Origin of the sequence: Psychrobacter sp. 1Y11 (assembly GCF_052259045.1) — a bacterium.
GTDB lineage: Bacteria > Pseudomonadota > Gammaproteobacteria > Pseudomonadales > Moraxellaceae > Psychrobacter.
Window position 1 is genome coordinate 1 of sequence record NZ_JBQQER010000009.1, and the last position, 13,137, is coordinate 13,137.

Genomic DNA, 13,137 nt, shown 5'->3' on the forward strand with positions numbered 1-13,137 from the left:
TCAGTTCAAAATAAAGTTGTTATAAATTTGAACGCGCTACTGGTATAAATTTTACTTGCGTGCTGTTATCACAGAGGTCGCGTAAAATTCATCCCAGCAGCGCTATGACACTTTTAAAGTAATTCGACTATAGTATAAGTGGGCTGAAAGTCTTTATTGTTAGTATGGAACTAACCAGGTTGTTAAGGTATTAGGCCACAAAATCTAGACGTTCGCTTACTGGCAGGGATATAAAAAACTGTTAAGATAAGCTATTAATTGGTCGAACGCAATAACGATACTAAAGATGATAAATAGTTATCAAATAGCTAGCGATTAAAAAGCAAAAAAAGGGCGAGGAGCAGAGTAGGTTATGGTGATAAGTTTGGCAAGAATGTTACAGTCCTTTGGACAGGAGCAAGACGATCTGCCAACATCGGCTGCCAAAAATGCGCAACAAAAGGCGGATCGTATCAGTGCTCAGGCTCAGGCTCAAGATGATAGGCAAAGCCATAAAATGGCTGACGATGACAATACCAATGTTAATGCCAATAATTCACAGTCGACTGCAGTCTCAGCGCTTACTGAGCCTAAACGTGCTGAGCGTATCTGTGATGCATTAGCGCAAGTCAGTGATATTGGCACGCCAACGCCGCTTACAGATCGTTATTTAGCCAATCGCGCCCAGTGGCGCTCGCCCAATCGACCTCCTTTTGACCCCGATACATTATGGTATCTCAAACATGGACGCTGCCCGATTATGACTGAACTTGTCGATGTGGTTGATGAGGCCACCTTAAACGCTATGCCCATTGAGGCAGTTGCCATCTTGGATCGCATCAATGGCAAGCTCAAGCGCTACCGCGACTGGAGTGACGAGCTGAATGAAGAGCAACAGCAGCAGCACAATGAGCGCCAGTTTGTCATTGATAAGCTCGTTAACGAGAGTATTCCTGAGGCGCTGCGTCATTATGAGCAACTACTGCGTTTTAGTCCGCATCGAACTAGAAATAATATGGTGCAAGGGAGTATGACCGCAGGCGATATGCTGACCGATCTGTTTTTGGAGATTGATTATGAGCTTGATGAGCTCCTTGATGAGCTGCATCAAACGGTGCTCAACCGTTTGGCATCGACTCATCGTTATGTCAAAAGCCGCACGCAAAGTTAAGCGCAACTTACCGATTAACTATAAGCTTTGAAATATAAATACTATTGCAACCCTTTATAAGGATACTGCCATGACTCAAGTGACCGCCATGTTTGTGATGTTCATACTCTACGGCGTGCTCCCAGCGGCGGGATTGTATCTGGGCTATCGCGGTATTAAAAAAGTAACCGCGCCGAAGATGCTTGAATATAAGGCGATGCCGCAGCTAGGCTATATCCCTGAAAAAAGCTTATCCTCTGAGGTCAAAACCTTACTCGCTGAGATTAATCAAAAAGGCGAGAAACTGCGAGTCATCTACGGCGATACCAATAATGATGGTAAAATCGATGATAAAGACACCGTTACCGAAACTTATATCATGATTCAAAACTTGATGGACAGACATATTCCGCAAGCGGTTGCTGACTATCGTCGTCTTCATGATATGGATGGTCAGCGTGCCGATACCACTAAGATAAAACACTCGGATGTCACTGGCAAAGAAGCGTTATTAGAAGTGCTGAACACAGTAAGCCGTCAATTCGATGACTTACTCGATGCGTCTTATCATCAAGACGGGCAAAAGCTGCTAGTAACCAATCGCTATTTGCAACAACGCTTTGATGCTCCTGCTCCTGGTATTAATACCGTTAAAGCCCCAGATATAATCATAAATGACCAAGCGTTAAGCGATAAAAGCGAGTCGCAAGTCTAATTGTTAACATAAGTTTTTATTAATTCGATTGTTAGATTTAACGACAGACTCATTAAAAGGTATGGTTGAGAAGAGTAGTTTAAAAAGATAGAAGGTTAAATGACATGAGTGTACTGATAGGTGTAGGCATTGCGACGACTGTCGGCGTCATTTATATAGGAAGAAAAAGCTGGCATGCCCTACATAAAGCAGTTGGTATTAGCCCTGGGGTTTTGGTTTATAAAGATCCCAACCAATCATTAGCACCCAAAAATATGCACTGGCGTCAGCTCACTTTAAACTCGCAGCATCTGGCAGCGCTTACTCAAACACAACTGCGACAGCTACAAGTTATCGATAATAGGGTAGCCGTATATAGCGACTATCAGCAAAGCTTAGCACAGCAAAACATCACCGCGACTGTGACTGAGCAGCAGTTTGTGCTGCATAAGCTCCTACATACGCGCTTGCCAGAGATGTTAGCTAGCTATTACCATTTGATTAAGCAAAATACAACTCATGATAATACTGTGACCAATAAACACGCTAAAAGTCGGCAGTACGAAGAAGCTCAGCAGCTACTACAAGCCATGCTAAATAATATTGAGGCAAGGCTAGAGTCATTACTAGAGCAAATGCAAAACCATCATCTGCAAGACTTGCGCGTGATGAAGCAGTATATGGATAGTCAAAGTTAGTTTTCCTGATAGTTCGCAATCTAAAGTCGCAGCCTACAAAGACATAAAAAATGGCCACTGATAGTATCTATCAGTGGCCATTTTTTATGCTTAATTATTGGTTTAATAAACTTGTTTTAACGATCGCTATTACGGCTACGACCTTTACTAGCAGGACTGCCGCTACGCTTAGACTTATGACTAGTATCACTACGTTCAGCTTTGCGATTATCACTGCGCCTTGCTTTTAGCGGCTTATTCTTAATACGCTCTTGTTTATCTTTCGCCGCGCCGTGCAGACCAGTACCATGGCGTGGACGCATAGCGACTAAATCGGTCAAAGTATTAATGTCTTTTTTGTCTAATTCAATATGGCGACCTGTACGCAGCTCTTTGGGCAGATTGATAGAGCCGTAGCGCGTACGTAATAGGCGGCTGACTTTCAAGCCTTGTGACTCAAATAAGCGGCGTACCTCACGATTACGGCCTTCTTTGAGCTTGACATGATACCACTTATTCACACCTTCACCGCCGCCTTCCTTAATATCTTCAAACTGTGCCATACCATCTTCTAGCATTACGCCAGAAGTCAGCGTACGGGCAATCTCAGGCGTGACTTCGCCCAATACTCGTACCGCATATTCACGAGTAATCTCGTTAGAAGGGTGCATCAAGCGATGCGCCATTTCACCATCATTGGTAAATAATAATAGCCCAGTCGAGTTGATGTCTAAACGACCGACCATCACCCAGCGGTCGTGGGTCAGCTTTGGCAGACGCTCGAATACGGTTGGGCGGCCTTCGGGGTCATTGGCAGAGCAGATCTCGCCTTCAGGCTTATAGTAAGCGATGACTCGGCGGCGCTTTTCATTCTCGCTTGTGTATTTGATCTGACGACCATCAACGCGAATCTCATCGCCTGGGCTGACGCGATCGCCAATAGTGGCCGGACCATTATTGACCGTGACACGTCCAGATTTAATGACTTCTTCCATCTGCCGACGTGAACCAAGTCCCATACGAGCGAGGGCTTTTTGTAGTTTTTCATCTTTCATAATTTATTCCTTGAATCGGTTAAGAGCCTATTAATGGATGGACAGGCTTAGTGGACATTTCTCAATGTCTTAGTGTGGTAAAAAGTAGATAACGCGGGTAAAAATTAGATAACGTGCTGAACGCGATGTATTTTACGCTATTTTCAATTGTTTTACAGCTAGCAATGAACAAAACATTCTCATATAAAAAAGAAAAAAACTTTTAATATCATATGAGTGGTGCAAATACTGTAGTAGTAGGGGATAAGCGGTCGTTAAGTCGGTACAAGCACTCAAAAGTTCACTAAATTAACTTTCGAATTGGTTTAATTGTGAATGACCTGTGTTAATATGTCCCCTTTTTGCAATCTGGGCCTTGACTTTGTTAGGTCCTTATACAAAAAGATCGCATGCAAAGGCTGATGAATAAATCTCGTTAGATATCTAGCCAAGCATGACTCCGCTTTACCCTTACTACGCTTTATAAAGGTTTGCATTATGCACCAGTTGTCTAAAATGTTGAGTGCATCTAGCTTGTTACTCATTACTGTATTGTCTGCTAGTTGTGCGACTACAACTATAAACTCTGGTTTACAATCTGGAGACTTGCCTCCGGCAGGTGATTTTACGGCTGAGAACGGTCTACAATTCAATATCCAACCGCTTAATTTAGCAACTTTGCCAGCTCCGCAAAAGGCGCAGCCTAGTAACGATATCTATCAACTGATTGCGAGCTCAAAGAAGACGGAATATCGTATCTCTGCAGGTGATATTTTAAGTATTACTCTAGTCGGTTATCCCGACATGACTCCTACTACCGGCAATGGCGATAGTCCTTACGCGGCAGGTTACCCAGTAGATCAGCAAGGCTTTGTGCAGTTTCCTTTAGTCGGGCGAGTGCAAGCCTCAGGGATGAGTGTGCCGCAATTCACCGCTTCATTACAGAGCAAACTGCAACGCTATCTGAAATATTCAGATCCGCAAGTCAAAATTATCGATTACCGAGGTAATAAATTCTTTATCGATGGCGAAGTCAGACAACCTGGTGAGTTTGCGATTGATGATGCGCCGGTATCGCTATATAGTGCGATCTCTAGAGCAGGCGGAGCGACAGAGACTGGCGACTCGAACAGCATTGTCTTAAATCGCAATGGTCAAAATTATAAGATTGGTTTGCAAAGCCTACGCCAAATCGGCTCATCAGCTAATCAGATCTATATCCAAGATGGCGACTCTATCCATATTAATAGCCAAAGCCGTAATATGGTCTATGTATTAGGCGAGTTTGGGCAAGTAAAACCAGTACCTATCTTGGAGCAAGGCCTCAGTCTGGCGCAAGTATTAGGCGAGTCGCAAGGATTGAATGCAGCTACTGCAAACGCGGCAAAGATATATGTGGTCCGTGACAATCCAGACTATCAGCGCACTAATATCTACTACGTCGATATGCAGACTATCACTAACTTAGCGATCGCTAACCGTTTCCAGATGCAGCCTAACGATATTTTATATGTCGATCCAACTGGCTTGACGCGCTGGAACCGTATCATCAGCTCCATATTACCCTCAACGTCCGCTATCAGATCACTATCAGATCTATAGGTAATAGGTATTATTATGGCTTTCGATAATATTTTAGTGGTATGCGTGGGTAATATTTGCCGTAGTCCAATAGCTGCCGCGTTATTAAAAAAGCAATATCCAGAAAAGCAGATTGATTCAGCGGGTCTGTCTGCGCTCGTTGGCAACCCAGTCGATCCCAATTCGCAGCAGGTCATGACGGCCTATGACATAGATATGTCAGATCATGTTGCCAAGCAAATCAATGAAGCGTTAGTCAGCAAGGCCGATATCATTTTGACCATGTCTAGCAATCAGACTAAATGGCTAGAAGAGCGCTGGCCCCATTGCCGCGGCAAAACTTATCGAATCGGTCATTGGATCGATCAAGATATCGCTGACCCTTATCAGCATGAACAAGCAGCCTTCGAAACGGCGAGACAGAATATCGTCTCAAGCCTGGAACTCTGGACTGACAAAATCAGCTAGCACCATTATTACTTGTTTATTAATCATTTGATATTGACTGCTTAATATCGTGCTCCCAACTTAATATGATGACCCTATCGTTATGACTACAGATGTACAGAATACCTCTAAGACCGCTATCGAAAAAGACGATGATGAGATAGATCTAATGGCGCTGCTATTAGTGCTATTACGAGGCTGGAAAGTGGTGCTGTTCTGCGCATTGCTAGGGCTAGTGATAGGCGTCTTGTACAGCCGCTATGTCAATCCTACCTTTAAGTCGGATGCGCTGATCCAGATCGAAGAAAACAGCCAAGGCATCGCGGCACTAGGTGAGAGTATCTCAGAGTTAGTGGGCTCAGAGGCGAGCAAAGCACAAACAGAAACAGAGCTGATCAGATCGCGGATGATCTTAGAGCCGGTGGTCACTCTACTGCATCTGCGCATTAAGCTTAGCGATCCCAATATCGGCGCTATCGATAAGATAAAAAACGATCGCATCGATACCCAAATCAATACTCCAGAAGGGGTGTCACTAGAGAGTGATAACGGCCGAGCACAAGTCAGTCAATTTGAGGTATCACGCGCCTATCACGATCGTACTTTTACCTTGAGCAAGTCAGAGACCGGGTTTGTCTTAAGTGATGGTTTCGATGAATTCAAGGGTCAGCTTGGCACGGCGCATCAGTTTCGAGGGAGCGACGGTCAGATTCGTATTACCGTCAATGAGCTCCCCGCTGACAGCTATCCTATTAACATTAGCAAGCAAGCGCTTAAAGCCACGACAGACGGTATTAATAACAAGCTATCGGTAGTAGAAAAAGGTAAGCAAACCGGAATTATTGAGCTGTCGATGACCGGTGAGAATCAGCAACAAGTGACTCGGGTGCTCAATCAAATCGTGCTCTCTTATGTGGATCAAAATCAATCGCGCGGCTCAGAAGAGACCACCAAGACGCTAAACTTTATGGAAACTCAGATTCCAGCGTTAAAAGAGAAGTTAAAGAGCTCTGAGGCTACCTTCAACGAGTTCCGTAAACAGTACGGCACGATCGATGTGAGTAAAGAAGCTGAGCTACTGCTAGCAGAAAACTCGCAAATCGATGCCCAGCTCAATGAGCTGCAGCTCAAAAAAGCAGAATTGACCACTTATTATACTGAAGAGCACCCTTTAGTGGTACAAATCAACGAGCAGCTGCAGGTACTCAATAGCAGAAAGCAAAAGATCGATAATACTATCGAAGGTCTTCCTGAGATCCAAAGAGAGTTTTTGCAGCTCTCAGAAGATACAGCGATCAACAGAGAGATCTATCTCACCTTGCTCAAAAACTATGAACAGCTCAAGCTGGTCAAGGCCGGTCAGATCGGCTTTGCTCGTATCATTGATTTGCCCATCAGCACTTATAAAGCCATCGCACCAAAGAAATTGCAAATTATGATCTTGGCGCTGCTCCTAGGCGCTATGCTAGGTACCATGTTAGTACTGTTGAAGAGTCTACTCAGAAATGTGGTCAAAGACCCTGAGCGCATAGAAGTGAAGACCGGTATACCAGTGATTGCGACGATTCCGCGCTCTCCCTTACTATCAAGAATCAGTAAAAACAAGCAAGGTGGTAATCGCTTGTTGGCTCATATTGATCATAACAGCTTGAGCTATGAGGCGATAAAAAGTCTGCGAACTAATCTGATATTCTCAATGCCAAAAGAGGCCAAAGCGTTAAGCCGGTTTAACCAATCTAATGACGTTAGCCAACAGGCGGGTCCTCTCAGCAAGGTTATCTTGGTCACTGGTGAAAGCCCAGGCGTTGGCAAGTCCTTTATCACGGCTAATCTGTCAGAGGTGTTTGCGCAGATGGATAAGAAGGTGCTAGTGATGGATGCCGATATGCGCTTAGGCGAGCTGCATAAGATGTTTAATCTGAGCCAAGACAATGGTCTTGCTGATTATCTCGCATCAGATAACAGCCGCTTAGCCAAAATCGATAATGCGGCAACAGATGTCATCGCTAGTAAGCCTAGTGTCGAAAGCTTCATTCATCCTACGGGCGTAGATAATGTCGACTTTATGCCGCGAGGTCGCCATCCGCACAATCCAGCCTCGCTCTTGATGAGTGATAGATTCACTCAGCTGATGACTGAGCTCAGTACTCACTACGATTATATCCTCATTGATTCGCCGCCAGTCCTAGCGGCCTCAGATGCGATGATCTTAGCCCAGGCTGCCGATAAAGTGCTGATGGTCACCCGCTATGACGACTCTATAGAAGGCCAGGTGGTCTACGCGGTCAAGCAGATGCATAAAGCCAATATCGAAGTGGACGGTATCATTCTCAATGATGTGCAGCAAGGCCTGATGAGCAAGTACAGTTACCATTATAGTTATGCTTATGGCAATCAGTCGTCATAACATTTTTAGCGTCTTTATATTATTAGTCCCCTTGTCTATCTATCTAGTGGATATTGTGAGTAACGGGTGGTCATGTTGCTAAATTCAAACTCTAACAGTGCTCAAGCTTCGTCCCATGATAAACAGGGCTGGCTGGCGCGTATCGCTGAGTATTTGCTGTCGCTGCCGCGTCGGGCCAAGCGCATGATTCTGCTTAGTGCTGATCTTATGATGTCAGTCGTCTGTCTGTTTTTAGCCTTGTCTTTGCGCTATGGTCATATCGCTCATGAGATTAGTGCGCCGATACTGCTGGCTTATGCCGCGCTGCCTATCATCGGCTTATACTTCATCGGCTTTTATAAGGGCGTGGCTAGAGGCTTTTTCGATACCGTTATGGGCGGTGTGGCGCAGTTGTTTTTTGTATTGATTGTAGTTTATGAAATCATTATCTACCTCAATCCTTTAGAGGATATACCGCGCTCTGTGCCGATTATATTCTTGTTCTTTTTATTTATTGCGCTGTGGAATAGCAGGCTAGTCATCCGTGAGCTGCTGACGCGTTGGCACCCTCAGCGTACTCAGCGTCAAACTCATATTGATTATGATAATGTACTGATCTATGGCGCGGGCGAAGCGGGTAAAGAGCTCTTAGAAGGCCTCAAAAACTCGCATAAGTATAATGTCGTGGCCTATGTGGATGATGATCATCAGCTTATTGGCGCTTATTTATTAGGTAAGAAAATTTATCCGGCCCATAAACTCACGAGCTTAGTAGAGAAGTTTGAGGTTGCGCAGATATTCTTGGCGATGCCTTCTATCAGCCGCGCGCAAAAAAGACAGATTATCGATAAGCTATCAGGCATTTCTATCAAGATAAAGGAATTACCGAGTTTAAAAGAGATCGCTGATGGAAAAGTCACAGTCAGTAGCATGCGCAAAATCGATATTCTAGACGTGTTAGATCGGCAAACGGTCGAGCCCAATGAGCGCTTATTACAACAGAATATCACCGATAAAGGCGTACTAGTGACGGGGGCGGGCGGCTCAATTGGTAGCGAGCTATGTCGACAGATCATTAAGAATAAGCCGCGCTGTCTGGTCTTGTATGAGCTATCTGAGTACGCGTTATATAGTATTCATCAAGAGCTGCTAGCTAAAGTCGCTAGTATAGAGGCTTATCAAGATATTGAGATTATCGCTATCATCGGTAATGTCACTAACGAAGCCAATCTAGTTAGAGTATTCAACGCCCATAGTATTCAGACGGTTTATCACGCGGCAGCTTATAAGCATGTGCCTATCGTTGAACACAATCCGTTCGAAGGGGCGATCAATAATAGCAAGGGCAGCTATCATTGTGCTCGCGCCGCTATCGAGGCAAAGGTGGAGACTTTTGTGCTGATCTCAACGGATAAGGCGGTCAGACCAACTAATGTCATGGGTGCAACTAAGCGGCTAGCCGAGCTGGCGTGTCAAGGTCTAAGCCAAGATAGTCATAATCAGCAGAGTCGTATCAGTATGGTGCGCTTCGGCAATGTCCTTGGCTCTTCAGGTTCGGTAGTGCCGGTGTTTACCAAACAAATCGAGCAGGGCAAGCCGATCACGGTGACCCATCCTGAGGTGACGCGCTACTTTATGACCATACCAGAAGCGGCCAATCTAGTGATTCAAGCAGGAGCCATGGCAAAAGGCGGTGAGGTATTCGTCCTCGATATGGGCGAGCCGGTGAAGATCGTCGATCTGGCGCATCGAATGATTCAGCTTAGTGGCTTTGAGATAAAAGACGAAGCACATCCTGATGGTGATATCGAGGTGACTTTTACGGGTCTAAGACCAGGCGAGAAGCTCTATGAGGAGCTGATCATCGGTGAGGATAATGTCGAAGACACCGATCATCCGCTGATTATGCAGGCGCTGGAGGCGAGCTTTCCATTAACAGATATCGAAGCGACTTTATTTCAGTTGACTGAGAAGGCGGAGCAACAGGATGTCGACTGGCTCAAGCAGGAGTTTCGCTACTTTGTAGCTGGGTATCAGGATGGTACGGCTGCTGAGCCTGTCAAAACAGCAGCTACAACGAGCAGTACGCCGGATCATCATATTGAATCTAGCAAAGTGATTTAGTTATTTAAATGTTATAAGGTGGTTTTATGATTCTATTGACAGGTGGGGCGGGCTACATTGGCTCCCATATGCTCTTAAAACTATTACAATCGAATCATCAAGTCGTTGTGTTAGATAATCTATCTAATAGTAATCGCGAGTCTATCAAGAGAGTAGAGGCTCTAAGCAAGCGTCAGTGTGTGTTCATTGAAGGTGATATTAGAGATCGTCACTGCTTGAATGGTATTTTTGATCAGTATGCTATCAATGCTGTGTTGCACTTCGCCGGGCTAAAAGCGGTGGGTGAGAGCGTCAGTGAGCCAGTATTATATTTTGATAATAACATTAACGGCAGCTTGCAGTTGCTGCAATCTATGCAACAGTTCAATATAAAAAAAATAGTGTTTAGTTCTTCTGCTACGGTATATGGTGATCCAGATAAATTACCCATTGCTGAAGACTGCCCTATGTCTATGCCGACCAATCCTTATGGCTATACCAAAATGGCGGTAGAGCAGATGCTGATGCAGCTGGTGCAGTCTGACCCTACTTGGTCAGTAGCTGCATTAAGGTATTTTAATCCAGTAGGTGCTCACGAAAGCGGTATGATTGGTGAAGATCCAAATGGTATACCTAATAATCTCTTACCCTATATAGCTCAGGTTGCTATAGGTAAGAGAAATAAACTTTCTATTTATGGTAGTGATTACGATACCCATGACGGAACAGGCGTACGTGATTATATACACGTTATGGATTTGGTGGAAGGACACTTAAGTGCATTAAATTACATAAGTGGTCATCAAGGATATCATGTATGGAATTTAGGAGCTGGTAGTGGTCATTCTGTTCTAGATATGGTAAAAGCGTTTGAGAAAGTCAGTAATACTAAGGTTCCTTATCAAATAGTAGATAAGAGAGATGGCGATATTGCCAGTTGTTACGCTGACGCGACTAAAGCTCATCAACAGTTAAATTGGTCTACTCAAAGGTCTGTTGAAGATATGATGCAAGACACTTGGCGATGGCAAACTCAAAACCCAAATGGTTATAACTATTGATATTATTGCATCATAACGATTGTTAAAAAGTTATGGTGACATAAATGAAATTAAAGCTGCGACCTTAAGTGTTGTCTTTCTGCGTTTAAGTCAGGCGCGATGGCAAAAGTTGGGAAAGTATTCGTCCTCGATATGGGCGCTCCGGTGAAAATCGTCGATTTGGCAAAGCGGATGATTCAGCTCAGTGGCTTTGAGGTAAAAGATGAAGACTATCCTGATGGTGATATCGAGGTGACTTTTACGGGTCTAAGGCCAGAAGAGAAGCTATATGAAGAGCTGATTATCGGTGAAGATAATGTTGAGGATACCGATTATCCCTTAATCATGCAGGCGATGGAATCAAGCTTTCCTTTGAAAGATATCGAGGCCACTTTATTTGAGCTTACTGAGAAGGCGGAGCAACAAGATGTCGACTGGCTTAAGCAGGAGTTTCGCTATTTTGTAGCGGGGTATCAGGATGGTACGGCTACTAATAGATTAATAATTAATAAAACTGTAAATACAAAAGAAGTTAGTTAATAACAGACTATGATAAACATTAAAATAGTAATGGTAGGTATCCTTTACGTAAAGTTACAATTAATAGTTCAGTTCAGTAAGCCGCATTCGGTAGTAAGTTTAGATATAAGCTAAATACAAATATATTAGCTTACATACTACAGTTTAATATTATTCAAGGTATTGAAAAAGCGATGCCTTGGTATGTTAAGTTTTTGAAAAAATAGTGACTTAACTTTATGATTCGTAAAATTCGCACGGCATTACAGGTTGATGATGTTAGACAGCTAATGAAGAACTTTTTTTCATTGTCTGTTCTGAAGTTAGTCAATGCTGTTCTGCCTTTTGTAACCTTGCCTTATCTGATTAAGGTATTAGGGCTTCAGCAGTATGGTGCAATTATATTGGCTCTATCTTTGATTGCCTACTTTCAATCAATAACAGATTATGGTTTTAATTTATCAGCGACACGGGAAATTGCAAGACATAAGACCAGTCGTAAACAGCTAAGTTTTATCTATAGCAAGACACAGACGTCAAAACTTTATTTATTATTGTTTTCGTTAAGTATATTAGTACCCGCTGTCATAATCGTGCCTCAGTTCAGAGAAGATCTATCAGTATATCTATTAATGTGCTTGATGCTGATTGGTCAGACGATGTTCCCTGAGTGGTTCTTTCGAGGTGTGGAGCAGATGGGCTATATCACTATATTGGATTTGATCGTCAAAGGAAGCTTTACTATAGGTGTCTTTGTATTGATCAAATCTCCTGAGGATTATTGGCTTTATCCTCTATTGTTCGGTCTAGGATATGTATTCATTGCTATACTGTCTCATTTTTTAATTCTAAAAAAATTCAAGTTGTCAGTTCAGTTAGTAAAACGAGATAACGTAATAAGGAATCTAAAATTTGGCTTTCCTTTATTTATTAATCAGTTTATGCCAAATTTTTACAACAATACAACTAGCTTCTTGGTTGGAATGTTGTTGGGTAAGCAAGCAGTTGGACTATTTGGAGCAGTAAGACAACTCGTTAATGTATTAAGCGTTTTTAATTCAGTTGTGTCTACTGTAGTGTTCCCTTATTTAGTACGCAGACAAGATAAGTTTAATCTATTTAGTAAGCTTTATATGATTGGGTTTTCATCCATAGTGGTTACTCTGGTTATCTTGCATACGTATATATTAGGATGGATGGGAATATCTGACACGTTGTCATCTAACGTTTTTCTCATACTAGCTTTTGGAGTTACTTTAATAGTGGTTTATAGCATCTACTCTACAAACTTTTTAATACCAAGAGGCTATGATAAAACTGTTATGAAGCTAACATTTATTATATCGTTAGTTGGTTTGTTGACTTCTTATCCACTTATAACAAACTTAGGTGTGATAGGCGGCGCAATAAACATTGCATTTGCACAATTATTAATGGGTGGTAGCGCTTTTATCTTGTACAAAAAAATAGCGAAAATTTAATGTATAGATATTAAACCTCTTACGAAAACAATTATGGATTGACTTC

Annotated in this window: 10 protein-coding genes and 1 pseudogene; 10 read left to right on the forward strand and 1 reads right to left on the reverse strand. The window is 43.0% G+C overall.

The window, feature by feature from the left end; translation table 11 throughout:
* Window positions 1-352: 352 nt before the first annotated feature.
* The 3 genes from ACTXGJ_RS09065 to ACTXGJ_RS09075 all read left to right on the forward strand — a co-directional run bounded on the left by ACTXGJ_RS09065 (window position 353) and on the right by ACTXGJ_RS09075 (window position 2,521).
* The gene (locus ACTXGJ_RS09065) at window positions 353-1,150 is read left to right on the forward strand and encodes a hypothetical protein (protein ID WP_443565688.1); all 798 of its coding nucleotides are present in this window, start codon (window positions 353-355) and stop codon (window positions 1,148-1,150) included.
* A gap of 70 nt (window positions 1,151-1,220) precedes the next feature.
* The gene (locus tag ACTXGJ_RS09070; protein ID WP_443565690.1) at window positions 1,221-1,844 is read left to right on the forward strand and encodes a hypothetical protein; all 624 of its coding nucleotides are present in this window, start codon (window positions 1,221-1,223) and stop codon (window positions 1,842-1,844) included.
* Between the two features lie 104 nt (window positions 1,845-1,948).
* Window positions 1,949-2,521, forward strand: coding sequence for a hypothetical protein (locus ACTXGJ_RS09075; RefSeq protein ID WP_443565692.1), 573 nt, complete (start codon window positions 1,949-1,951; stop codon window positions 2,519-2,521).
* Window positions 2,522-2,637: 116 nt separating this feature from the next.
* Here the strand turns inward: ACTXGJ_RS09075 and rluB are convergent, their stop codons facing one another.
* Window positions 2,638-3,555 carry a 23S rRNA pseudouridine(2605) synthase RluB gene (gene rluB, locus ACTXGJ_RS09080; RefSeq protein ID WP_439243661.1) on the reverse strand — a complete coding sequence of 306 codons (918 nt, stop codon included), beginning with the start codon at window positions 3,553-3,555 and terminating at the stop codon, window positions 2,638-2,640.
* Window positions 3,556-4,032: 477 nt separating this feature from the next.
* Between rluB and ACTXGJ_RS09085 the strand changes: the two genes are divergently transcribed.
* The 7 genes and pseudogenes from ACTXGJ_RS09085 (at window position 4,033) to ACTXGJ_RS09115 (ending at window position 13,091) form a co-directional block, all read left to right on the forward strand.
* Window positions 4,033-5,136, forward strand: a complete 1,104-nt coding sequence (locus tag ACTXGJ_RS09085; RefSeq protein WP_443565693.1) for a polysaccharide biosynthesis/export family protein — start codon at window positions 4,033-4,035, stop codon at window positions 5,134-5,136.
* Between the two features lie 15 nt (window positions 5,137-5,151).
* Window positions 5,152-5,583, forward strand: coding sequence for a low molecular weight protein-tyrosine-phosphatase (locus tag ACTXGJ_RS09090; RefSeq protein WP_443565694.1), 432 nt, complete (start codon window positions 5,152-5,154; stop codon window positions 5,581-5,583).
* A gap of 82 nt (window positions 5,584-5,665) precedes the next feature.
* Window positions 5,666-7,969, forward strand: a complete 2,304-nt coding sequence (locus tag ACTXGJ_RS09095) for a GNVR domain-containing protein (protein WP_443565695.1) — start codon at window positions 5,666-5,668, stop codon at window positions 7,967-7,969.
* A 72-nt stretch (window positions 7,970-8,041) separates the two neighbouring features.
* Window positions 8,042-10,072, forward strand: coding sequence for a polysaccharide biosynthesis protein (locus ACTXGJ_RS09100; protein ID WP_443565697.1), 2,031 nt, complete (start codon window positions 8,042-8,044; stop codon window positions 10,070-10,072).
* Between the two features lie 26 nt (window positions 10,073-10,098).
* Entirely contained in the window at window positions 10,099-11,112 is a 1,014-nt protein-coding gene (gene galE, locus ACTXGJ_RS09105) for a UDP-glucose 4-epimerase GalE (protein ID WP_443565698.1), read from the forward strand.
* 96 nt (window positions 11,113-11,208) lie between these two features.
* Window positions 11,209-11,631 (forward strand): annotated as a pseudogene (locus tag ACTXGJ_RS09110) (polysaccharide biosynthesis protein); the annotation flags it as partial.
* Window positions 11,632-11,849: 218 nt separating this feature from the next.
* Window positions 11,850-13,091 (forward strand): oligosaccharide flippase family protein, encoded by a 1,242-nt coding sequence (locus ACTXGJ_RS09115; protein ID WP_443565700.1) that lies wholly within the window; start codon window positions 11,850-11,852, stop codon window positions 13,089-13,091.
* Window positions 13,092-13,137: the final 46 nt, after the last annotated feature.

Bases quoted from the DNA above. Each gene is read 5' to 3' on its own strand.
- ACTXGJ_RS09065 (WP_443565688.1), top strand. From the start codon at position 353: ATGGTGATAAGTTTGGCAAGAATGTTACAGTCCTTTGGACAGGAGCAA.
- ACTXGJ_RS09070 (WP_443565690.1), top strand. From the start codon at position 1,221: ATGACTCAAGTGACCGCCATGTTTGTGATGTTCATACTCTACGGCGTG.
- ACTXGJ_RS09075 (WP_443565692.1), top strand. From the start codon at position 1,949: ATGAGTGTACTGATAGGTGTAGGCATTGCGACGACTGTCGGCGTCATT.
- rluB (WP_439243661.1), bottom strand. From the start codon at position 3,555: ATGAAAGATGAAAAACTACAAAAAGCCCTCGCTCGTATGGGACTTGGT.
- ACTXGJ_RS09085 (WP_443565693.1), top strand. From the start codon at position 4,033: ATGCACCAGTTGTCTAAAATGTTGAGTGCATCTAGCTTGTTACTCATT.
- ACTXGJ_RS09090 (WP_443565694.1), top strand. From the start codon at position 5,152: ATGGCTTTCGATAATATTTTAGTGGTATGCGTGGGTAATATTTGCCGT.
- ACTXGJ_RS09095 (WP_443565695.1), top strand. From the start codon at position 5,666: ATGACTACAGATGTACAGAATACCTCTAAGACCGCTATCGAAAAAGAC.
- ACTXGJ_RS09100 (WP_443565697.1), top strand. From the start codon at position 8,042: ATGTTGCTAAATTCAAACTCTAACAGTGCTCAAGCTTCGTCCCATGAT.
- galE (WP_443565698.1), top strand. From the start codon at position 10,099: ATGATTCTATTGACAGGTGGGGCGGGCTACATTGGCTCCCATATGCTC.
- ACTXGJ_RS09115 (WP_443565700.1), top strand. From the start codon at position 11,850: ATGATTCGTAAAATTCGCACGGCATTACAGGTTGATGATGTTAGACAG.